The following is a 22,991-nucleotide window of genomic DNA, read 5'->3' as shown; positions in this document are numbered from 1 at the left end:
CGCGGAGGAAGTCGCGCAATTGACTTCGGTCTTCGTGACAATGCGAGATGCTTTTTTGCAACCAACCCGATAACATGGCAGCCTGACTACCAGCCGGACATGCAAGGTGAGCACACACGCCCTCGATTCCCATGAACACGCTGCCAGCTGCAGGAATTGCGGCGCCACGACCAGCGGCAATTTCTGCCATCAGTGTGGCCAGGCGACCCACCTGCACGTGCCGAGCGCGCGCGAGTTCCTGCATGAATTCGTGTCTCATTACGTTGCCCTCGAAGGCAAGCTGTGGCGCTCCCTCAAGCTGCTGTTCTTCAAGCCCGGCCTGCTGAGCCGCGAATACATCGAAGGCCGGCGCGTACGCTACGTGGAACCGCTGCGCCTCTACCTGACCTTCAGTATCATCTTCTTTGCCCTGTTCAAGTTCAGCGGCGTCAACATCTACAACAACGACAGCCCGGGCGGCACCCCTGCGGCAGCGATCGGCGCGCCGGCAAGGAGCCAGCCGCCGCCGGCCGTACCCGTCATGCGCGAGGGGAGGGTAGAACTCAACGATGAGGAGCGCGAGTTCGCCCGCAAGCTGGGCACGATCAGTTCCCGGCTCGGTACGAGCGCCGAGAACTTCTTCAGGATGGCGCGAGTCTCGCAGACCGAGGCGGTGAAGCGGGCGTTCTACAGCTACACGCCGTATGCGGTATTCCTCCTGATGCCGGTGTTCGCACTGTTCCTGAAGCTGCTCTACTTCGGATCGGGGCGGCGCTACGGCGAGCACTTCCTGTTCGCCCTGCACAGCAATGCATTCGCCTTCTTCACGATGAGCCTGTTCATCGTGGCGGACGGCTGGGACTTCGTCCGCGTCATGCTGCTGGTCTGGCTGGTGTTCTACCTGCCCACGGCGATGCGGCGGGTCTATGGCGGCACCCGGGGCCTTACCGCGCTGCGCTGGCTCGTCCTGCTGGTCCTGCATCTGCTGAGCCTGAGCCTGGCCGTGGCGCTGGTGGTGATCGGGGGAGCCTTCCTGAGCAGCTGAACTTGTCGGGCGAGGCGGGTCCCAGTTATACTGTTTATTTGTACAGTCATTTGGCGGCCGCTCATAGGGGGCCGCCGTGGCCCGTATAGCAGACGCCGGGATAATCGGTTAATCTGCGTAGTCCCGACCCAACCGCCCGAAACCCATGACAGTGTCGCCTGAAAAGCAAGAAATCATCGCGCTCGTGGTGCGGCAGAATACCCCCGGCATCGAGGAGCCGGCCAGGCGCCTCACCGAATTCCTGAGCGGCGAAGGCTATCGCGTGGTGTTCGAAACCGACACCGCGACTTTCCTGGCCACCCTCGGCATCGACGGCGTCGAGGCCATGACGGTGGCCGAGATCGGGGAGCAGGGCAGCTACGCGGTGGTGATGGGCGGCGACGGCACCATGCTCGGCATCGCGCGCCAGCTGGCCAAGTACGACATCCCGCTGGTCGGCATCAACTCGGGCCGGCTGGGCTTCATCACCGACATCCCGCTCGACCGCATGGTGCCCGCGCTGCACGAGATCCTGCAGGGCCAGGCCCGGGCCGAAGAGCGCAGCCTGCTCGAGGCGCGCGTGATGCGCGAACACCAGGGGAAAGACGAGCAGATCTTCTGCGGCGTCGCCTTCAACGACGTGGTGGTGGCGCGCGGCACCGGCGCCGGAATGGTCGAGCTCAAGGTCAGCGTCGATGGCGAATTCATGTACAACCAGCGCGCGGACGGCCTGATCGTGTCCACCCCCACCGGCTCGACGGCCTATGCGCTGTCGGCCGGCGGCCCGCTGCTGCATCCGAGCCTGCAGGGCATCGTGCTGGTGCCGATCGCGCCGCATGCGCTGTCGAACCGGCCGATCGTCGTGCCGGAATCCAGCGACATCGTGGTGGAGCTGGTGGCGGGGCGCGACATCAGCGTCAACTTCGACATGCAGACCTTCACCAGCCTGCAGCTGGGCGACCGCATCGTCATCTCGCGCTCGCCCCACACCATCACCTTCCTGCACCCGCGCGGCTGGAGCTATTACCATACGCTGCGCGAAAAGCTGCACTGGAACGAATATCCGACCAACGAAGGCAAGCTCACGTAACGCGGCGCATCGAGGCCGATACGCAAGAACAGGAGACCTGATTTTTCATGCTGCGCACACTTACCATCCGTGATTTCGTCATTGTCGACGCCATCGAACTCGAGTTCGCGCATGGCTTCACGGTGTTCACCGGCGAGACCGGCGCCGGCAAGTCGATCCTGATCGATGCGCTGCAGCTGGCGCTGGGCGGACGCGGCGATGCCAGCATGGTGCGCGAAGGGGCGGCCAAGGCGGATATCACCGCCGAATTCACGCTGACCACCCTGGCGGCCTCATGGCTGATCTACAACGAGTTTCCTATCGACGAAGGCGTGGCGATGATGCGCCGCGTGATCGACAATGCCGGCCGCTCGAAGGCCTGGATCAATGGCATCAGCGCCACCGCCGCCCAGTTGCGCGAGCTGGGCGAGATGTTCGTCGACATTCACGGCCAGCATGCACACCAGTCGCTGCTCAAGAGCGACGCCCAGCGCGCCCTGCTCGACAACCAGATCGTGATGCGCGACGTCGATGCCCACGAGGACATTTCCAACACCTCGGTCGCCTACAAGAACTGGCGCGCGCTGGTGCGCCAGCGCGAGGAATTCGAGAACGACGCGCGCAACGTGCTGCTTGAGCGCGAGCGCCTGGAGTGGCAGGTGAGCGAACTCGACAAGCTGGCGCCGAAGGCGGGCGAGTGGGCCGAGATCAGCAACGAGCACAGCCGCCTGTCGCACGCGGCCAGCCTGCTCGAAGGCGCGCAGGAAGCGCTGCAGGCCATCTCCGAGGCCGACCATCCGATCCTGTCGCAGCTGTCCTCGCTGAACGCCAAGCTGGGCAAGCTGGTGGACGTGGACGCCCAGCTGCAGCCCGTGCTCGACTGCATGGAGCCGGCCCGCATCCAGCTGCAGGAAGCGGTCTACGCGCTGAACAACTACATCGACAAGGTGGAGCTCGACCCGGACCGCCTGCGCGAAGTAGACGCGCGTATGGAAGCGCTGCACGGCGCCGCGCGCAAGTTCCGCACCACGCCGGAAGAGCTGCACGAAGAACACGCGGCGCTCAGGACCAGGCTGCAGCAACTGGCCGACGCCAGCGACATCGAGGGCCTGCGCAAGCAGGAAGACAAGGCCAAGGCCGCCTACATGGAAGTCGCCGCGCGCCTGTCGAAGCGGCGCGCAGGGGCGGCGGTCGAGCTGGGCAAGGGCGTCACCAGCGCGATGCAGGAGCTGAGCATGAGCGGCGGCAGCTTCGCGGTGGCCCTGAATCCCGGCGAGCCGGGCGCGCACGGCCTGGAGCAGGTCGAGTTCCTGGTGGCCGGCCATACTGGCGTAGCGCCGCGGCCGCTGGCCAAGGTGGCATCGGGCGGCGAACTGGCGCGCATCTCGCTGGCGATCGCCGTGATCACCGCGCACGCCACCGCCACCCCGACCCTGATCTTCGACGAGGTCGACACCGGCATCGGCGGCGGCGTGGCCGAAGTGGTGGGGCGCCTGCTCAAGCGCCTCGGCCAGCAGCGGCAAGTGCTGTGCGTCACCCACCTGCCGCAGGTGGCGAGCCAGGCCAACCAGCACTTCCAGGTGGCCAAGGGCGCAACGAGCGAAGGCCGCACCGTGTCGCATATCGACGTGCTCGATACCCGGGCGCGGGTGGAGGAAGTGGCGCGCATGCTGGGCGGGATCGAGATCACGGAGACCACGCGCAAGCATGCTCGCGAGCTGCTGGCGTCCTAGCAGGGTTTAGATGCCGTAAATATTGTAAATACTTTTTTCTTGTGTGCCAGAAGGCAATAATATAGACTCCGGGCAATAAATTTCTCGGAGTCAACATGAAAGTGTTTCAGCGCACACTACTCCTTGGTCTTATCGCAGTCGCTTACGCAAGCCCGACTATGGCTTCCGGCACCTATTTGTCTCCATTGTCAAAATGGAAGGATGGCAAGCTGGTCTGGTACTACAACCCTACCCATACGCCGGCAGGCATGAGCCATAAATATGTGCTCGATGCGATCCGGGAAAGCTTCGCCGAATGGACCAAGGGCTGCCGGCTCTCGGCCACATACGGCGGCGAGACCATGGTACCGGCCGATCCCTCCGGTTTCGAGGCTACTGGGCAGGTGACGATCGGTTTCTTTCCTGTCGCCGAAGCATTCGCGGGACGAGGCGGCCTGCGAATCCAAATGGATTCGGCAGCGCCAGCTCGGGCATCGCGATGCTCAATACAACGCCCACGAGCGGGGCCAACACGCACTTGAAGCCGGGCAACGCGTTCAAGTATGTTCTGACGCACGAGATCGGCCACCTGCTCGGCCTGGGACATACTGCGAACCCGTATTCGATCATGTATTCGCAGACCTCGGGCGGCATCAATGACGGGAAGTCTCAGCCTTTTGGCGAGGACCTGACAACCTGTGCCAATCTATACGGAAGTAACGGGACAGTTGACCGTCCTTATTACGGTGGTGAATTCGCGGTCGACCCTTCCTACGATATCTCGGTGCAGATGGAGAGCCGCATGCCGGATAGACGCGCGCCGGAGAATCCGCCGGTGACGGTGTTCGACCTGTCCCAGCCGGTCACGCCTTACAAGGTGATTCGCTGGAACCGGATAGCCAGGGGTGGGCTTGACATCACATGGCGCCTGGTGGCGCCGGGTGGCGCCGAGCTGGTCAATCCGGAATACTACTCGATGACCGCGGATACCAAGAAAACCCTGGCGCTCGGAGGCATGCACTGGATGACATCGACCATGCCGACCGAAAAAGGTAGAACCAGCTCGTTCCTGCCGGCCGTCAACGGCATGTGGCGGCTGCAGGCGTTTGCCGACGGCCAGCCGGCTGCCGAGTACCGCTTCCATACCATCAACGGCGGTATCGCTGCCGACGAGCGCCACCTCGAGATGGCCCTGATCGTCGAGAAAAACGGCGACAACTACGCCGTGCGCACCCAGCACTTCGACCAGGTGGGGCTGGCCTCGTTCGACATTTACCTGAACGGCGACTACCGGCGCCGCATCCAGACGAGTTTCACCAAGCCGGCGGCGGCGAGCGTGGTCGAACTGTGGGCCGTGTCCGACCTGCCGCGCACCGCCGAGTGCGTGCCGCAAGACACGCCAGACGTGGTGCGCTATCTGCCGTTCCTGAGCGCGGACGGCGAATTCGCGGACAACCGCATCACGGTCACCGAAAGCGGCACTCTGGCCGCCTACTCGGCAAAGGCGGAGATCGAGACCGCACGGGCCGGGCAACAGCACGTGTTCGTGGTGGCGCTGGTCGGCGACCAGACGTATTACCGCCAGGCCGACGGCAGCTGGGACAGCGCCGAGCATGCGATGTTCTCGTTCAGCGCGCCGGGTGCGGCCAGCTTCGATGTGGCGCGCAATATCAACAGTTACGAGTTGCCGGCCGGCGCGAGGGTCCACGTCGCCTACGGCGCCAGCTACCAGGACGCGCTCGACCGCAAGCAGGTGGCCCTGGTGCGCTCGTTTGCCGATGCCCACGGTGTCGTGGGCGGGCTCGAGCCAGTCATCGCAGGCAGCCGCGATGCCTATACGGTCGCGGTGGACGGCTCGCAGGTGCGGGTGACGCGCACCACCGACCGCTACCAGCAGGCATTCAACGTCTCGCAGGAGCTGACCATCGGTGACCGCCGTGTTGCCTTCGATATCGACGGCGTGGCCGGCCAGGCCTACCGCCTGTACCAGGCGGCGTTCAACCGCGCCCCAGATCCGAGCGGCCTGGGCTTCTGGATCGCGCAGATGCGCAAGGGCGCTTCGCTGGCCCAGGTGGCGGCTGAGTTCCAGCGCAGTACGGAATTCAAGTCGATGTACGGCGCAGCCGTCTCGAACGAGCAATGGGTAAGGCTGGTGTACCAGAACGTGTTGCAGCGCGCTCCCGACGCCGAAGGCCTGAAGTACTGGGTCGGGCAGCTCGACAAGGGCGTGGACCGAGCGGCAACGCTGGCAGGCTTTGCGGAGAGCAAGGAGAACAAGGCGAATCTGCAGCCGGCGGTCGCCAACGGCATCGAATACAAGCCGAACGGGGGCTGAAGCGGCGCGCACATGCTGGGCGGACCGGGATTACGGAGATGACCCGCAGGCACGCGCGGGAGCTGCCGGCGTCCCGGGGGAGGGGTGATCCGGTTCATCAGGCCGGATCACCCCAAGCGTCATCCTCCTTTCACTATTCTGTGGCAAAGTGATAAACCCTCCGCCTCGCGGAGCCGTCCCAACCACCACAGGAGGAAGTTCGAATGAGCATCGACAACGTGCTGTACCGCGCCCAGGCCACCTCGCAAGGCGGCCGTGAAGGCAGCTCGAAAAGTTCCGACAACGTGCTTGACCTGAAGCTGAGCACCCCGAAAGAACTCGGCGGCGGCGGTGGGTCCGGCACCAATCCGGAGCAGCTGTTCGCGGCCGGCTATTCGGCCTGCTTCCTGGGCGCCCTGAAATTCGTGGCGGGCCAGCAGAAGGTGGCCTTGCCGCAGGACCTGAGCGTCAAGGGCGACGTCGGCATCGGCCAGATCCCGACCGGCTTCGGCATCGAAGTCGACCTTACCATCACCGCCCCTGGCATGGACCCGGCCCAGCTCCAGGAACTGGTCGACAAGGCCCATATCGTCTGCCCGTACTCGAACGCCACCCGCAACAACATCGACGTGCGCCTGCACACGGCAACTTGATACGGTAATTGAACCGTTGTTGTTCGCTGTACACACGTCAGGCCCCGGGACGCCACTTATAATACGGCGTCCCTTCAAGCACCTTCACTCATGTCCTTCAGAAAAGAGCCACCTTTCATCCACGGTAGCGTGCCCTCGGCCGCCATCGTCCTGGTCAACCTCGGCACCCCGGATGAACCGACCCGCAAGGCCGTCCGCCGCTACCTGAAGCAGTTCCTTTCCGACGGGCGCGTGGTCGAGATCCCGGCGCGGATCTGGTGGTTCATCCTGCACCTGTTCATCCTGCCGTTCCGCTCGGGGAAGTCGGCTGCCAAGTACCGGACGATCTGGACCAGGGAAGGCTCGCCGCTCAAGGTGCACACGCAGAAGCAGGCGGCGCTGCTCGAAAAAGCGCTGGGCGAGCGCGGCCATGAAGGCGTGAAGGTGGAGATGGCGATGCGCTACGGCTCGCCTTCGCTGCCCGAGGTGCTCGACCGCCTGCAGGAACAACACTGCCAGCGCATCGTCGTGTTGCCGGCGTATCCGCAATATTCCGGCACCACCACCGCGTCGGTGTGGGACGCCGTCTATGCCCATTACGCCCGGGTGCGCAACATTCCCGAGCTGCGCCTGGTGCGCCACTACCACGACCATGAAGCGTATATCGAGGCGCTGCGGGTGCAGGTGGAGGCCTACTGGGAAACGCACGGCCGCGGCCAGAAGCTGGTGATGAGTTTCCACGGCACGCCCAAGCGCACCCTGATGCTGGGCGACCCGTATTTCTGCGAATGCCAGAAGACCGCGCGCCTGCTGGCAGTGAGCCTGGGCATGGGCGCCGACGAATACATCGTCACCTTCCAGTCGCGCTTCGGCAAGGCCGAGTGGCTGCAGCCGTACACGGCCCCCACCGTGCAGGACCTGGCGCGCCAGGGAATCGAACGGATCGACGTGATCTGCCCCGGCTTTACCAGCGACTGCCTGGAAACCCTGGAAGAGATCAACATGGAAGTGCGGCACGACTTCGAGCTAGCTGGCGGCAAGGAATACCACTACATCCCCTGCCTGAACGAGGCGCCGGCCTGGATCACCGGGCTGGCCGAGATCGCCGAGCAGCACCTGATCGGCTGGCCGACCATCCTTACGCCGGCCCAGCGCGCGGCCCAGCGCCGCGACGTGCAGGTCGGCGCCCAGCATGCGGCCCTGTTGGGCGCCCAGGCGAATGTTGCCGACCTGTTAAAATAAACGGTTGACGTGGCCGGGCGAGCCGGCCGGCTCGGGTCGTCCTACACGTGCCAGGGTGTCGCGCCGATTCCGACATAGCACAGCCATGCCAGCACCACGAGGGTGTACAGGACAACGGCGCCGCTGATCAAGGGAAGTCTCATGATGTCTCATTCCTGAAAGTGCAGTCATTCCTGCAAGCTTGTCAGGAAGCGTAAAACTTTTCTTTGAGAAATGATTCAGGTAAACCGTAAATCTTGTAACTAAAGATGTCTATTTTTTCACGCGCTGAACTGGAAATGCCCCTTGAAAATGTAGGACATCGCCCCATGTAGGGCCCTGTGTGTCAGTCAGGACACGATACCAACTCAGCCAAGTCCTTGATTCTAGGAGTTTTTTCGATGCAAGACCAAGAAAACCAAGAGGTGACCCAGCAGGGCGCTGCTGCGTCGCAGCTCGATCCCGCGGCTGCCGCTGCGAACGAGGCTGCACAAGCCGGCGCCGGCCAGGCAGGCGTGCCGCCGGCCGCCGAGATGTCGGCGCAGTCGGACCTGGAAGCCCAGTTGAGCGCTACCGAAGCCAGGCTGGCCGAAACCCACGACGCCTTCATGCGCGCGAAAGCCGACGCGGAAAACATCCGCCGCCGCGCCCAGGAAGACGTGACCAAGGCCCATAAATTCGCCATCGAAAGCTTCGCCGAGGCCATGGTGCCGGTGCGCGACAGCCTGGAAATGGCGCTGAAGGTCGAGACGCAAACCGTCGAAGCCATCCGCGAAGGCGTCGAAATGACGCTCAAGCAGCTGACCGCCGCGTTCGAGAAGAACCGCCTGGTCGAAGTGATGCCGCAGCCGGGCGACAAGCTCGATCCGAACAAGCACCAGGCTGTCGCCGTGGTGCCGTCGGAGCAGGAGGCCAATACCGTGGTCACCGTGCTGCAAAAGGGCTACATGATCGCCGACCGCCTGCTGCGTCCGGCCATCGTGACGGCAGCAGCGCCGAAGTAAACAGCACTGGACGCTGCGTCTGTTAAAGCTCTCTTGAAAGCACGCAGTACTTCCCAATATTGAATTAATCCGAAACTACAGCATTTAAAAGGAAAACAACTATGGGCAAGATCATCGGTATCGACCTGGGAACCACCAACTCCTGCGTCGCGATCATGGAGAATGGCCAGCCGAAGGTCATCGAGAACGCGGAAGGTGCGCGCACCACGCCGTCGATCATCGCTTACCAGGAAGACGGCGAGATCCTCGTCGGCGCCCCGGCCAAGCGCCAGGCCGTGACCAATCCGAAGAACACCCTGTTCGCCGTGAAGCGCCTGATCGGCCGTAAATTCGCCGAGAAAGAAGTGCAGAAGGACATCTCGCTGATGCCGTACCAGATCCTCGGCGCCGATAACGGCGACGCCTGGGTCGGCGTGCGCGACAAGAAGCTGGCGCCGCCGCAGATCTCGGCGGAAGTGCTGCGCAAGATGAAGAAGACCGCCGAAGACTACCTCGGCGAAGAAGTGACCGAAGCCGTCATCACCGTGCCGGCCTACTTCAACGACTCGCAGCGCCAGGCGACCAAGGACGCCGGCCGCATCGCGGGCCTGGACGTCAAGCGCATCATCAACGAGCCGACCGCGGCCGCGCTGGCATTCGGCCTGGACAAGACCGACAAGGGCGACCGCAAGATCGCCGTGTACGACCTCGGCGGCGGCACCTTCGACGTGTCGATCATCGAGATCGCCGACGTCGATGGCGAGAAGCAGTTCGAAGTGCTGTCGACCAACGGCGACACCTTCCTGGGCGGCGAAGACTTCGACCAGCGCATCATCGACTACATCATCGACGAGTTCAAGAAGATCAACGGCCTCGACCTGTCGAAGGACGCGATCGCCCTGCAGCGCATCAAGGCCTCGGCCGAGCGCGCCAAGATCGAACTGTCGTCCTCGCAGCAGACCGAGATCAACGAGCCCTACATCGCCATGGCGAACGGCGCACCGGTCCACCTGAACCTGAAGATGACCCGCGCCAAGCTGGAATCGCTGGTCGAGGAACTGATCAACAAGACCATCGAGCCGTGCCGCACCGCGATCAAGGATGCCGGCGTGAAGGTCTCTGACATCGACGACATCATCCTGGTCGGCGGCATGACCCGTATGCCGAAGGTCCTGGAAAAGGTGAAGGAGTTCTTCGGCAAGGAGCCACGCCGCGACGTCAACCCTGACGAAGCCGTTGCTGTCGGCGCCGCCATCCAGGGCTCGGTCCTGTCGGGCGAGCGCAAGGACCTGCTGCTGCTGGACGTGACCCCGCTGTCGCTGGGTATCGAAACCCTGGGCGGCGTGATGACCAAGATGATCCACAAGAACACCACGATCCCGACCAAGTTCTCGCAGGTGTTCTCGACCGCCGACGACAACCAGCCGGCCGTGACCATCAAGGTGTACCAGGGCGAGCGCGAGATCGCAGCGGGCAACAAGGGCCTGGGCGAGTTCAACCTCGAGGGCATCCCGCCGGCAGCGCGCGGCACCCCGCAGATCGAAGTGACCTTCGACATCGACGCCAACGGCATCCTGCACGTGGGCGCCAAGGACAAGGCCACCGGCAAGGAAAACAAGATCACCATCAAGGCCAACTCCGGCCTGTCGGAAGAAGAAATCCAGAAGATGGTGAAGGACGCCGAGCTGAACGCGGAAGAAGACAAGAAGGTCAAGGAACTGGCCGAAGCCCGCAACGGGGGCGACGCGCTGGTGCACTCGACCAAGAAGTCCCTGGCCGAATATGGCGACAAGCTGGAAGCCGGCGAGAAGGAAGCGATCGAAGCGGCGATCACCGACCTGGAAGGCGCGATCAAGAGCGGCGACAAGGCCGACATCGACGCCAAGACCGCGGCCCTGTCGAGCGCATCGCAGAAGCTGGGCGAGAAGATGTACGCCGACATGCAGGCGCAGCAGGCTGGCGCGGCCGGTGGCCAGCAGGCCGGCGGCCAGGGTGGCGGTGAGCAGGCGCAGCAGGACGACGTCGTGGACGCGGACTTCAAGGAAGTGAAAGACGCGAAGTAATCCCCACTGGGGACGGACGAGCTGGGTTACACTCGTCCGTTTCCCAGTGCGGGACACGCCGAGCCGCTGCGACCGTTTGGTTTCCCGGCTCGGTTTTTTTGCCGCCTTTTCTGCATAACCCGTTTTACAAGTACAACAAGCAAGGTGCCGCCAATGGCAAAGCGTGATTTTTACGAGATCCTCGGGGTCGCCAAGAACGCGTCGGAAGACGACATCAAGAAGGCTTATCGCAAGCTGGCGATGAAGTACCACCCTGACCGCAATCCCGACAACAAGGAAGCGGAAGAGAAGTTCAAGGAGGTCAAGGAAGCCTACGAGATGCTGACCAATCCGGAGAAACGCGAGGCCTATGACCGCTACGGTCATGCCGGCGTGGATCCGAACATGGGCGGCGGCGGCGGCTTCGGCGGGGGCGCAGGCGGATTCGGCGACGCCTTCGGCGACATCTTCGGCGATATCTTCGGCGGCGGCCGCGGCCGCGGCGGCGGCGGGCCCCAGGTGTACCGCGGCGCCGACCTGCGCTACAACCTCGAGATCACCCTGGAGCAGGCGGCGCACGGCTACGAGACGACCATCCGCGTGCCGAGCTGGGACAAGTGCGACACCTGCCACGGCAGCGGCGCCAAGCCGGGCACCCAACCGGTCACCTGCACCACCTGCTCGGGCCACGGCCAGGTGCGCATGCAGCAGGGCTTCTTCAGCATCCAGCAGACCTGCCCGAAGTGCCACGGCAGCGGCAAGATCGTCCCGGAACCCTGCGCGGCCTGCGGCGGCGCCGGACGCATCAAGCGCAACAAGACGCTGGAAGTGAAGATCCCGGCCGGCATCGACAACGGCATGCGCATCCGCTCGACCGGCAACGGCGAGCCTGGCACGAACGGGGGACCGGCGGGCGACCTGTACGTGGAGATCCACATCAAGCCGCACCAGGTGTTCCAGCGCGAAGGCGACGACCTGCATTGCGAAATGCCGATCTCGTTCGCCAAGGCGGCCCTGGGCGGCGAGATCGAGGTGCCGACCCTCACCGGCAAGGTGTCGTTCACGGTGCCCGAAGGCACCCAGACCGGCAAGACCTTCCGCCTCAAGGGCAAGGGCATCAAGGGCGTGCGCTCGGGCTATACGGGCGACCTGTTCTGCCACGTGGTCGTCGAGACCCCGGTCAAGCTGACCGACAAGCAGAAGGACCTGCTGCGCGAGTTCGAACGCTCGACCAATGAAGGCGGGGCCAAGCATAGCCCGCAGAGCAAGGGCTGGATGGACAAGGTCAAGGACTTCTTCGAATAAGAAGCCGGATCGAGAGAAAACCGCTGACGGCGCAAGCCCTCGGCGGTTTTTTTGTAGGGTGGGCGGGTTCCCCGCCCACGCGGTGATAGTCGAGATATGAATAGCCGCGTGGGCTGCATCGCCGTGATTTGAACGCGTGGGCGGAAGACCCGCCCACCCTACGGTATACTCTTGCCTATTCAGCACGCATCAACAGGGAGAACAATTGGAAAACAAGACGACGGGCGTGACCGCCGAAGACCTCTTCGCACGCAACCGCAAATGGGCCGCCTCGATGGTGGCCGAAGACCCGAACTTCTTCAAGGCGCTGTCGGAACAGCAGGCGCCCGAATACCTGTGGATCGGCTGCTCGGACAGCCGCGTGCCGGCCAACGAGCTGCTGGGCATGGCGCCGGGCGAACTGTTCGTGCACCGGAACATCGCCAACGTGATCGCCCACTCCGACCTGAACGCCCTGAGCGTGCTGCAGTTCGCGGTCGACGTGCTGAAGGTGAAGCACATCATCCTGTGCGGCCACTACGGCTGCTCGGGCGTGGGCGCGGCGCTGACCGGCGCGCGCGTGGGCCTGGCCGACAACTGGCTCGGCCACGTGCGCGACGTGCGCGACAAGCACGGCAAGTACCTCGGCAACGTGGCCGGCCGCGCGGCGGTCAACCGCCTGGTCGAGCTGAACGTGGCCGAGCAGGTGATCAACGTGGCCCAGACCACCATCGTGCGCGACGCCTGGGAACGCGGCCAGCCGCTGACCATCCACAGCTGGGTGTACGGCGTGCACGACGGCCTGCTGCGCGACCTCGGCATCACCGTCAGCAGCTTCGAGGAGATCGGGCCGAAGCTCGAGCGCGTGCTGCAGGGCTACATGGACGGGGACCAGATTCGTGACGAGCGGCGCGGACAGTGACCTGGCCCGCCTGCGCGCCATCGTCCGCAGCTTCGTGGACGAGCGCGACTGGGACCAGTTCCACACCCCGAAGAACCTCGCTTCGGCCCTGAGCGTCGAGGCGGCCGAGCTGCTCGAGCACTTCCAGTGGCTCCAGCACGGCCGCGCCGAGGAACTGGGCGCCGACAAGCTGGAACAGGTGCGCCACGAGATGGCGGACGTGCTGGTGTACCTGGTGCGCCTGGCCGACAAGCTCGACGTCGACCTGTTCGCGGCGGTGCAGGAAAAGATGGTGCTCAACCGGGCCAAGTATCCGGCGGAGCAGGTGCGAGGGGACGCGCGCAAGTATCACGAATACAAGAAATAGCCGCCGGCCACATGGCGTCCCGCCGGCGCAGGCCATGAATTCACCGCTCATCGCGCAGGCTGCTCCGCAATTCGTGCAGCCTGTCGCATCCCCCTCCCGCAGCGGATTCCTCCCTTTGTAGAATCGCCCCATCGAACACAAAGGGAGTATCCATGGTACGCCGCATCATCGCGGCCGCAGTCTTCGCGGCCTTGTCCGGAGCCGCCTTCGCGCAGAACGCTGACCTGCTGGCGCAGCAGGGCCAGCAGGCCTATGAGGCGGGGCAGTATGCCCGCGCCGCCACGCTCTACCTGGAAGCGGCGCAGCAGAACCTGAACGGCGGCCTGCTGTACAACGCCGCCTGTTCGCAGACCCTGTCCGGCGACGTGCAAGGCGCGCTGGCCACGCTGCAGAAGGCCCTCGAGGCCGGTTACACCAATGCCCGCCATGCCGCGGGCGACACCGACCTGAACGCCCTGCATGCCGATCCGCGCTGGCAGCCGCTGCTCGCGGCGATGCGCGACAAGGAAGCGCGCGAGGCACGCCTGTTCGATTCGCCCGTGCTCGCCACGCCCTACCGCGAGAACATCGGCGTGGACGAGAAGATCGCCGGCCTGTCGAAGTTCTGGTCCGAGGTGAAGTACAACTTCGTTTACGTCGAGAAGCTCAAGGAACTCGACTGGGACAAGCTGTATCTGGAATACCTGCCCAAGGTGCGCGCCACCGCCTCCACCGCCGAGTATTACCAGGTGCTGATGGAGTTGTGCGCGAAGCTGCAGGACGGGCACACCAATGTCTACCCGGGGCCGGAGCTGCGCAATGCCATGACGCGTCCGCTATTCACGACCCACCTGGTCGAGGGCAGGGTGCTGGTGCGCGAAGTGTTCGACCCGGCCCTGACGGCGGGCGGGGTCGTCCCCGGCGCCGAGATCCTCGAAGTCGATGGCGAGCCTGTCGCCGCCTATGCGCAGCGCGAGATCGCGCCCTACGTGAGCGCCTCCACGCCGCAGGACATGGCGCGCCGCGTGTATGGCTACCAGTTCCTGGTGGGGCCGGGCGCCAAAACACCGCGCGTCACTTTCCGCACCGCCAATGGCAAGCCCTTCGTTTTGCCGGTGAAGCGCGTCGATGGTGAATCGTTTGGCAAGGCGGCGGGCGGCAGGCCGCCGTTCGAATTACGCAAGCTGCCGGGGAACGTGGCCTATGTGGCGCTGAACGGTTTTGGGGACAGCAAGGCGGCCGATGCCTTCCTGGCGGCCTTCGACCAGATCGCGGCGAGTTCGGCGCTCATCATCGACGTGCGCAACAACGGCGGCGGCAATTCGCACGAGGGCTACCGGGTGCTGGCCACGCTCACCGACAAGCCTTTCGCCACCAGCAAGTGGCAGACGCGCCAATACCTGCCGTCCTACCGCGCCTGGAAACGCCCGATGCCGAACTTCGAAGGCAAGGCCGAGACCTGGCAGCCGGATGGCAAGCGCCGCTTCAGCGGGCCGGTGGCGGTGCTGACTTCCGGCGGCACCTATTCGGCGGCGGAAGACTTCGCGCTGGCCTACGAAGGCCTGGGGCGCGGCCCGCTCGTGGGCGAGGCCACCGGCGGCAGCACCGGGCAGCCGTTGTTCATCAGCCTGCCGGGCGGCGGAATGGCGCGCATCTGCACCAAGGCCGATACTTATCCGGACGGGCGCGCCTGGGTCGGCCATGGCATCCAGCCGACCGTCAAGGCGGCGCCGACGGTGGCCGACCTGCGCCGCGGCCGCGATACCGTGCTGGAAGCGGCGCTGGCGCAACTGCGCAAGTAGGTGCAGCTCAGGGGCGGCGGCGGCGCGCGGCGCTCAGGCCCAGCAGGCCGGCGCCCAGGACCAGCAGCGTGGCCGGCTCCGGCACGTCGGCCGGGCGGGTGATGTCGGCGGTCAGCACCGAGCGGGCGAACATGACGTCCTGCGGGATGCAGGCGCCGAAGATGCGCGTACAGCCGACGCTGATCGACACCGACAGCATGCCGTCGGCCAGCAGCGCGGGATCCAGGCCGAAACGGTACTCCTGGCCCCTGAACGAGACATTGCGTACGGTATGCTGCGCGCCGTCGAAGCGCAGGGTGAGCGTCTCCGGCAGGATGTTCAGCGGATCGGTCAGGTCGTACAGGTAGATTGCCAGCGAGGCGCTGTCGACGCTTGCACCGGGCAGGCCCTGGGAACGCAGGTCGTGAGTATAGCTCAGCGGCGTCAGGGTCGTGACCCAGATATCGGCTGGATCATGGGTATCGGTGATGATGTCTGCAGAAGCGCTGCTGCAGGCGCCGAAGACGAGTGCTGCTGCGGCGAGGATGCGTTTCAGTCCGTGCACGTTGTGTCTCCCTGAGGTGATTGGGCCGGCATTCGCTGCCGCTGTTAATCATTCATTAAGCAAAAGGCGTGCCTGCTCAGGGAATTGCTGAAATTTCAATGACTTGGCCGTGAGTGTATTGACACGCCTGCATCTTTGTTAAATTTTCCGACAGGGCAGTATGGGAGGAATAGCTGAGGTGCGGCGCAAGGCGTGAAATCTTATTTCACTAAAATTATTACTGTGAAATATTATTTCATTAACAGGGTATGGCTTACCGTGTTGGCATGTTTCACGAGTTGCCGTTAAGCTTTTGCTATGGATTTCGAGCGCCCGGCCGCAAGGGGCGCTCTCCTGGCAGATCAGCAGAAGCAAGCATGTTCCACCGCGCCCATTGATTTAGCGCAGTTGATCTGAATCATAGACCTTCGCGCCCGGACCGGAAGCCCGTATCATGGTTTCGTGCGCTTCACGACAAGGTAGAGACCATGCGCCCCATCGTCATCGTCCCCGCATGCACGCGTGATTTCGGCGAACATCCGTATCACGCGGCCCAGCACAAGTACGTCGACGCCGTCTTCCTCGGCGCCGACTGCGCCCCCATGATCCTGCCCTCGCTCGGCGCGTCGATGGACCTGGAAACCGTGCTGGCCCTGTGCGACGGCATCATGCTGACCGGCTCGGCCTCGAACGTCCACCCCAGCTACTATTCCGAAGAAGTGCTCGACCCGTCGCTGCCCCAGGACCCGGCGCGCGACCAGACCACGCTGCCCCTGATCCGCGAGGCGGTCAGGCGCGGCATTCCGATCATCGCGATCTGCCGCGGCTTCCAGGAGATGAACGTGGCCATGGGGGGCAGCCTGCACCAGGCGGTGCAGGCCGTGGCCGGCAAGTTCGACCACCGCGAGAATCCCGAGCTCGGCATGGACGAGCAGTACGGCGACGCCCACAACGTCACGCTCACGCCGGGCGGCTGCCTCGAACGCATGCTGGGGGCGCCGGAAATCCCGGTAAACTCGCTGCACGGCCAGGGCGTCAACGAACTCGCGCCCGGCCTGACGGTCGAAGCGGTCGCAGAGGATGGGCTGGTCGAAGCCTTCTCGGTCTCCACGGCGCCCGGCTTCACGCTGGCGGTGCAGTGGCATCCCGAATGGCGCATCCAGCACAACCCGTATTCCATGAAGATGTTCGGCGCCTTCGGCGACGCGTGCCGCGACTACCAGGCCCGGAAACAGTCACGGTTGCAGGCCGCAGCACGGAGCAGCGCATGAACGGTTTGATCCCCGAAGCGGCCTTTTACCGGGCAACCAGCGCCGTCCCCTAGCTTCCCTGCCTGATGCGTACAGCGCAGCGGCCCTGTGGCCGTATGCACCGATCCAGACAGACAGAGAGGCAATCATGGCAATCCGCGACAATTTTTCTTACACCGACATGGAGGAGTGGCTCAACGCGAAACGGGTCACCGAAATCGAATGCCTGGTCCCCGACCTGACCGGCGTCGCCCGTGGCAAGATCCTGCCGCGCACCAAGTTCACCAATGACCGCGGCATGCGCATCCCCGAAGTGGTGCTGGGCATGACCGTTACCGGCAACACCCCCGAGCGCGACGAATCGTACAACCGCGCCATCGCGGCCACCGACCGCGACATGATCCTGAAGGCCGACCCCACCACCATCACCATGGTGCCCTGGGCCGTCGACCCGACTGCCCAGGTCATCCACGACTGCTATTTCGCCGACGGCAGCCTGGTGGACTATGCGCCGCGCAGCGTGCTGCGCCGCGTACTCAAGCTGTATGCCGAGCGCGGCTGGAAGCCGGTAGTGGCGCCGGAACTCGAGTTCTACCTCACCGCCAAGAACATCGACCCCAACCTGCCGCTCACGTCGCCGGTGGGCCGCAGCGGACGCGCCGAAACCAGCCGCCAGGTCTACAGCATCGACGCCGTCAACGAGTTCGACCCGCTGTTCGAGGACATCTACGACTATTGCGAGATGATGAACCTCGACGTCGACACGCTCATCCACGAGATCGGCGCCGGCCAGATGGAGATCAACTTCCTGCACGGCGACCCGCTCGGCCTGGCCGACAAGGTGTTCTACTTCAAGCGCACCCTGCGCGAGGCCGCGCTCAAGCACGAGATGTACGCCACCTTCATGGCCAAGCCGATGGCGGACGAACCGGGCTCGGCGATGCACGTGCACCAGAGCGTGGTCGACCTGGAAACCGGGCGCAACATCTTCAGCAACCCTGACGGCACCGAGGCACCGGCCTTCCGCCATTACATCGGCGGCCTGCAGCGCTACATGCCCTCGGCGATGGCCATCATCGCGCCCTACGTGAATTCCTACCGCCGCATCGTGCGCCATTCGGCCGCGCCGATCAATTTGCAGTGGGGGCCGGACAACCGCACCGTGGGCTTCCGGGTGCCGGTGTCGGGCGCCCAGGACCGGCGCATCGAGAACCGCGTGATCGGCGCCGACGCCAATCCCTACCTCGCGCTGGCCGTCACGCTGGCCTGCGGTTACCTGGGCATGCTCGATGCCGTCGAGCCGAGCCAGATGGTCGAAGTCAGCGCCTACGACATGCCGGTCGAGCTGCCGCAAGGCCTGTCCGAGGCGATCACGCTGCTGCGCCGCGAAGACCGTTTGCGCGACGTGCTGGGCGAGCGCTTCATCGACGTGTACTCTGCGGTGAAGGACCTCGAGCACCAGGAGTTCATGCGCGTGATCAGTCCGTGGGAGCGGGAACACCTGCTGCTGCACGTCTGAGGGGGCGCCCAGCCCGGGTCCACATGCATCGGAGCCGAACATGACCACCAATACCCCGGTCGCCTCGCTGCGCGTCAGCGCACCCGAGGCGCAAGAGAACTATGACACCCAGGAGCTGCAGCGGCTGGACTCGGCGCACTTCCTGCACCCCTTCACCGACCACGCCGCGCTGAGGGAGCGCGGCGCCCGTGTGATCGTGCGCGCCGACGACGTCTACCTGTGGGATTCCGACGGCAACAAGATCATCGACGGCATGGCCGGCCTGTGGTGCGTGAATGCCGGCTACGGCCGCGCCAGCATCGCCGACGCGGTGCATGCGCAGATGCTGCAGCTGCCTTTCTATAACAGCTTCTTCAATACCACCAACGTGCCCGCCGTGAAGCTGGCGGCGCTGCTGGCCAGCCTCGCGCCAGCCTCCTTCCAGCACGTGTTCTTCACCGGCAGCGGCTCGGAGGCGAACGACACCATCGTGCGCATGGTGCGGCGCTACTGGCAGCTGGCCGGCCGGCCCGGTCGCGAGGTCATCATCAGCCGCCGCAACGCCTACCACGGCAGCACGATGGCCGGGGCGTCGCTGGGCGGCATGCCCGGCATGCACGCGCAGGGCGGACTGCCGATTCCCGGCATCGTGCACATCGACCAGCCGAACTATGCCGAGGGCGGGCGCGGCATGAGCGAAGCGCAGTTCGGCCTGGCGGCGGCCGGATGGCTCGAGGAGAAAATCCTCGAAGTCGGCCCGGACCGGGTGGCCGCCTTCATCGGCGAGCCGGTGCAGGGCGCGGGCGGCGTGATCATCCCGCCCGCAACCTACTGGCCCGAGATCCAGCGCATCTGCGACAAGTACGACATCCTGCTGGTGTCCGACGAAGTCATCTGCGGCTTCGGCCGCCTGGGCGCCTGGTTCGGCTGCCAGCTGATGGGCTTCCAGCCCGACCTGATCGCCTTTGCCAAAGGCGTCACCTCCGGCTACGTGCCGCTGGGCGGGGTGCTGGTGGGGAGTCGCGTGGCGCATGCCCTGATCGAGAAGGGCGGCGACTTCAACCACGGCTTCACCTATTCCGGCCACCCGGCGGCCTGCGCGGCGGCGCTGGAGAACCTGCGCATCATCGAAAGCGAGCGCCTGGTGGAGCGCGTCGCGCTGGAGACGGGGCCGCACCTGAAGGCCTGCTTTGCCGCGCTGGCGACGCATCCGCTGGTGGGCCATGCCGAAACCTGCGGCCTGGCGGCGGGACTGAACCTGGTGCGGCGCAAGGGCGCCACCGTGCACGAGTGCGAGCCTTTCCCGTCGCTGCACGCGGTTGGCATGGTCTGCCGCAAGCACATGTTCGACAACGGCGTCATCATGCGTGCGGTCGGCGACCGCATGATCGTGGCGCCGCCGCTGTCGATCACGACGGCGCAGATCGACGAGATGGCGGAGCGGATCGGCTATTGCCTGGACCTGACGCTGGAGGAAGTAGCAGGACGGGGGTGGATGGACTGAAGCCCGGCGGCGCCGGTTTCCGGCAATGTGGGCAGCCTGGCAGGCACGCCGGCATCGCATGCCTGTCTGCCTTTTGGTAGACGCCTGCGCCGCGCCAAATGCCTCCCCTACGGATACAATTTCCCTTGGGAAAAATTAGGGGAAAGCGATGATCAGGAAGACCCTGGCGGGCGCCGTGCTGGCGCTGCTGTGCGGAACCGGAATGGCGGCCGCTGCGGACTACGCCGACATGGCCGCGGCGGTCAAGGCGGGCGACAGGGCGAAGGTGGAGGCGCTGCTGGACGGCGGGATGTCGCCGATGGTGGCAGGCACCGACAAGCAGTCGCCGCCGCTGGTGCTGGCCGTGGTCACCCGGCGTCACGACGTCGCACGCCTGCTGCTGGCGCGCGGCGCCGACCCCGATGCCCGCCACGCCACCTTTTACAAGGCCACGGCCCTGATGATGGCAGTGAACAACCGCGACGCCGAGATGGTCAGGCTGCTGCTGGAGGCCGGCGCCAAGGTGAACCTGACCGACAAGATGGGCGACTCGGCCCTGAACTGGACCACCTTCTACGGCGACCAGGCGATCGCCGAACTGCTGCTGGCGCGCGGCATCGACGCCACCCTGTACGGGCACGGCAATGCGCTCGACGTCGCCATGCGCCGCGGGCACCAGGCCCTGGTGGCGCGCTATGTCGACTACCTCGGGCGGCGCCTGCCGGTGGCGCCGAAGAACGCGCCGATGTTCGACGCGGTCGCGGCCGGCAATACGGCGGCCCTGCGGCAGGCCCTGGCGAACGGCGCCGAGGTGAACGCGCTCGACGCGACCGGCCGCCAGGCGCTGGGCCTGGCCGCACGCCGCGGCGACGTGGCGATGATCCACGCGCTGCTCGACGCCGGCGCCGACATCGCCTCAGCCGACCCGATCGGCTTCACGCCCCTGATGGAAGCGGCGCGCGACGGCAGGACCGATGCGGCCAAGGCGCTGGTTGCGCGCGGGGCCGACGTGCGGCGGCGTTCCGCGTCGAACGGACTGGAGCTGACCGCACTGCACCTGGCGGCGGCCGGCGGCCATGCCGGCCTGGTGAGCTTGCTGGTGCAGCGCGGCGCCGACATCGATGCGCGTGACAGCGAGCAGAGCACGGCCCTGATGTGGGCCGTCAACCAGCAGCCGGAGGTGGCGGTGCTGCTGGCGCAGCTCGGCGCCGATCCCGACCTGCCCTCGAGCACCGGCGACACGCCGCGCGCCCTGGCCGAACAGCGCAAGATGACGGCCCTGCTGGCCGCGATGAAGCCGCGCCGGGCGGGCTGAGCGCCAGACCATCTCCGCTTGCCAGCTTCAACACCGTCATCCCGGCGCAGGCCGGGATCCCATTCCGCTGAACAGTGTCAGCTCAGGCGCTCGCCCCTGCGATATGCTCCGTCGCCTCCCCGCCGTTGCGGAAGACCTGCGGCGCCAGCGACCCCGCGAACATGCCGGCGAAGGCCGCCAGCAAGCCCGCCAGCTGGCCCGGGAAGTGTTCGCCCCAGGTGGTCACGCCTTCGAAGAACAGCAGCCAGGTCACGATGCCCGCGCCGATCGAGACGATCGCGCCCTGGGTGGTGGCGCGCTTCCAGTACAGGCCCATCACCAGCGGCACGAAAGCCCCGACCAGGGTCACCTGGTAGGCGCTCGACACCAGTTCGTAGATCGAGGTGCCTTCCATGGCGATCGCATACATCAGCACCAGGGCCGCGAAGATCACGATGGTGATCCGCATGGCCAGCAGGTTCTGCTTGTCGCTCATGCCGGGCCTGAGGTTCTTGAGGATGTTCTCGACAAAACTGGTCGATGGCGCCAGCAGGGTGGCCGACGAGGTGCTCTTGATCGCCGACAGCAGGGCGCCGAAGAACAGGATCTGCATGATCAGGGGCATCTTGGTCATGATGAAGGTCGGCAGCAGGCGCTGGTAGTCGTTCTGGGCGATCTCCATCGCCGAGTTGCCCATCACCACCACCGCCGCGGCCACGATGAACATCGGCACGAAGGCGAACAGGATGTAGCTGGCGCCGCCGATCACGGCGCCGGTGCGCGCGGTCGGTGCGTCCTTGGCCGACATCACGCGCTGGAACACGTCCTGCTGCGGAATGGAGCCGAACATCATGGTGACGGCCGCGCCGACGAAGAAGGCGATGTCGGTGAAGCTGGGCTCCGGCAGCACGCGCCACAGGTCGGCCTGCTGCGCCATGGCCAGCACCTTGTCGGCGCCGCCGGCCAGGTCGGCCGCGAAGACGGCGATGATGGCCATGCCGACCACCAGCACGATCATCTGGACGAAATCGGTGATCGCCACGGCCAGGAAGCCGCCCACCACCACGTAGATCAGCACGGCCAGGGTGCCGACGATCATGCCCGCCGCCGGCGACATCGCGCCGCCCGTCAGCACGGTGAAGACCAGGCCCAGCGCCGTGATCTGCGCCGCCACCCAGCCCAGGTAGCTCAGGATGATCGCCACCGAGCAGAAGATCTCGATGCCCTTGCCGTAGCGCTGGCGATAATAGTCGCCGATGGTGAGCAGGTTAAGTTTGTAAAGCTTCTTGGCAAAGAACAGGCCGACGAGAATGAGGCACATGCCGGCGCCGAACGGATCCTCGATGATGGCGTTCAGGCCGCCCTGCACGAACTTGGCCGGCACCCCCATCACCGTCTCGGCGCCGAACCAGGTGGCGAAGGTGGTGGTGATCACCATGATCAGCGGCAGGCTGCGGCCGGCCACGGCGAAGTCGGCGGTATTCTTGATCCGCGTGCCCGCCCACATCCCGAGCCCCAGCGTGCCGAGCAGGTAAAGCGCGACGAAAACGATCAAAGTGGTGTTCATGCGGTGCAGGCTCCGAAGGAGGGAAAGTTATCGGGCGGAAAATTCGCGATTATAAAGGCAGAATTCG

19 protein-coding genes and 1 pseudogene are annotated in these 22,991 nt (G+C 65.1%); 18 read left to right on the top strand and 2 right to left on the bottom strand.

The annotated features are described in order from the left end of the window. Window positions 1-106 precede the first annotated feature (106 nt). The 14 genes and pseudogenes from AC56KL_RS15195 (at window position 107) to AC56KL_RS15130 (ending at window position 15,309) form a co-directional block, all read left to right on the top strand. The gene (locus AC56KL_RS15195; RefSeq protein ID WP_497180992.1) at window positions 107-1,024 is read left to right on the top strand and encodes a DUF3667 domain-containing protein; all 918 of its coding nucleotides are present in this window, start codon (window positions 107-109) and stop codon (window positions 1,022-1,024) included. Between the two features lie 145 nt (window positions 1,025-1,169). Beyond that, complete coding sequence (locus AC56KL_RS15190) at window positions 1,170-2,093, top strand: NAD kinase (RefSeq protein WP_497180991.1); 924 nt, start codon at window positions 1,170-1,172, stop codon at window positions 2,091-2,093. 47 nt (window positions 2,094-2,140) lie between these two features. Next, the gene (recN, locus tag AC56KL_RS15185; protein ID WP_497180990.1) at window positions 2,141-3,805 is read left to right on the top strand and encodes a DNA repair protein RecN; all 1,665 of its coding nucleotides are present in this window, start codon (window positions 2,141-2,143) and stop codon (window positions 3,803-3,805) included. 95 nt (window positions 3,806-3,900) lie between these two features. Further along, window positions 3,901-4,326 carry a hypothetical protein gene (locus tag AC56KL_RS15180; protein ID WP_497180989.1) on the top strand — a complete coding sequence of 142 codons (426 nt, stop codon included), beginning with the start codon at window positions 3,901-3,903 and terminating at the stop codon, window positions 4,324-4,326. Continuing rightward, window positions 4,284-4,487, top strand: a pseudogene (locus AC56KL_RS15175) (matrixin family metalloprotease); the annotation flags it as partial. The gene AC56KL_RS15180 and the pseudogene AC56KL_RS15175, both read left to right, overlap by 43 nt. A gap of 99 nt (window positions 4,488-4,586) precedes the next feature. Further along, window positions 4,587-6,119 (top strand): DUF4214 domain-containing protein, encoded by a 1,533-nt coding sequence (locus AC56KL_RS15170; RefSeq protein ID WP_497181012.1) that lies wholly within the window; start codon window positions 4,587-4,589, stop codon window positions 6,117-6,119. 203 nt (window positions 6,120-6,322) lie between these two features. Further along, window positions 6,323-6,751, top strand: a complete 429-nt coding sequence (locus AC56KL_RS15165; RefSeq protein WP_497180988.1) for an organic hydroperoxide resistance protein — start codon at window positions 6,323-6,325, stop codon at window positions 6,749-6,751. 90 nt (window positions 6,752-6,841) lie between these two features. Beyond that, a complete protein-coding gene (hemH, locus tag AC56KL_RS15160; protein WP_497180987.1) occupies window positions 6,842-7,972 on the top strand; it encodes a ferrochelatase in 1,131 nt (376 codons plus the stop codon). A gap of 380 nt (window positions 7,973-8,352) precedes the next feature. Beyond that, window positions 8,353-8,955, top strand: coding sequence for a nucleotide exchange factor GrpE (grpE, locus tag AC56KL_RS15155; protein WP_497180986.1), 603 nt, complete (start codon window positions 8,353-8,355; stop codon window positions 8,953-8,955). 101 nt (window positions 8,956-9,056) lie between these two features. Further along, the gene (gene dnaK / locus AC56KL_RS15150; RefSeq protein WP_497180985.1) at window positions 9,057-10,997 is read left to right on the top strand and encodes a molecular chaperone DnaK; all 1,941 of its coding nucleotides are present in this window, start codon (window positions 9,057-9,059) and stop codon (window positions 10,995-10,997) included. Between the two features lie 153 nt (window positions 10,998-11,150). Continuing rightward, window positions 11,151-12,281 (top strand): molecular chaperone DnaJ, encoded by a 1,131-nt coding sequence (dnaJ, locus tag AC56KL_RS15145; protein WP_497180984.1) that lies wholly within the window; start codon window positions 11,151-11,153, stop codon window positions 12,279-12,281. 205 nt (window positions 12,282-12,486) lie between these two features. Beyond that, the gene (gene can / locus AC56KL_RS15140) at window positions 12,487-13,182 is read left to right on the top strand and encodes a carbonate dehydratase (protein WP_497180983.1); all 696 of its coding nucleotides are present in this window, start codon (window positions 12,487-12,489) and stop codon (window positions 13,180-13,182) included. Next, complete coding sequence (locus AC56KL_RS15135) at window positions 13,160-13,528, top strand: nucleotide pyrophosphohydrolase (RefSeq protein ID WP_497180982.1); 369 nt, start codon at window positions 13,160-13,162, stop codon at window positions 13,526-13,528. Before can ends, AC56KL_RS15135 begins: the two co-directional genes overlap by 23 nt. A gap of 152 nt (window positions 13,529-13,680) precedes the next feature. After that, complete coding sequence (locus tag AC56KL_RS15130; RefSeq protein WP_497180981.1) at window positions 13,681-15,309, top strand: S41 family peptidase; 1,629 nt, start codon at window positions 13,681-13,683, stop codon at window positions 15,307-15,309. A gap of 7 nt (window positions 15,310-15,316) precedes the next feature. Here AC56KL_RS15130 and AC56KL_RS15125 read toward each other — a convergent pair whose 3' ends face one another. Continuing rightward, entirely contained in the window at window positions 15,317-15,853 is a 537-nt protein-coding gene (locus tag AC56KL_RS15125) for a PEP-CTERM sorting domain-containing protein (RefSeq protein WP_497180980.1), read from the bottom strand. 467 nt (window positions 15,854-16,320) lie between these two features. On the opposite strand from AC56KL_RS15125, the gene AC56KL_RS15120 reads away from it, so the two are divergent. The 4 genes from AC56KL_RS15120 to AC56KL_RS15105 all read left to right on the top strand — a co-directional run bounded on the left by AC56KL_RS15120 (window position 16,321) and on the right by AC56KL_RS15105 (window position 21,378). Next, entirely contained in the window at window positions 16,321-17,103 is a 783-nt protein-coding gene (locus AC56KL_RS15120) for a gamma-glutamyl-gamma-aminobutyrate hydrolase family protein (RefSeq protein ID WP_497180979.1), read from the top strand. Between the two features lie 127 nt (window positions 17,104-17,230). Then, entirely contained in the window at window positions 17,231-18,601 is a 1,371-nt protein-coding gene (locus tag AC56KL_RS15115; RefSeq protein WP_497180978.1) for a glutamine synthetase family protein, read from the top strand. Window positions 18,602-18,641: 40 nt separating this feature from the next. Then, window positions 18,642-20,084, top strand: a complete 1,443-nt coding sequence (locus AC56KL_RS15110) for an aspartate aminotransferase family protein (RefSeq protein ID WP_497180977.1) — start codon at window positions 18,642-18,644, stop codon at window positions 20,082-20,084. Window positions 20,085-20,232: 148 nt separating this feature from the next. Further along, window positions 20,233-21,378, top strand: a complete 1,146-nt coding sequence (locus AC56KL_RS15105; RefSeq protein ID WP_497180976.1) for an ankyrin repeat domain-containing protein — start codon at window positions 20,233-20,235, stop codon at window positions 21,376-21,378. Window positions 21,379-21,460: 82 nt separating this feature from the next. Here AC56KL_RS15105 and AC56KL_RS15100 read toward each other — a convergent pair whose 3' ends face one another. Further along, window positions 21,461-22,924, bottom strand: a complete 1,464-nt coding sequence (locus tag AC56KL_RS15100; protein WP_497180975.1) for a high affinity choline transporter 1 — start codon at window positions 22,922-22,924, stop codon at window positions 21,461-21,463. Window positions 22,925-22,991: the final 67 nt, after the last annotated feature.

The organism is Telluria sp. ZB4P34 (assembly GCF_059686055.1).
This window is presented reverse-complemented; position numbering and strand designations above follow the sequence as displayed.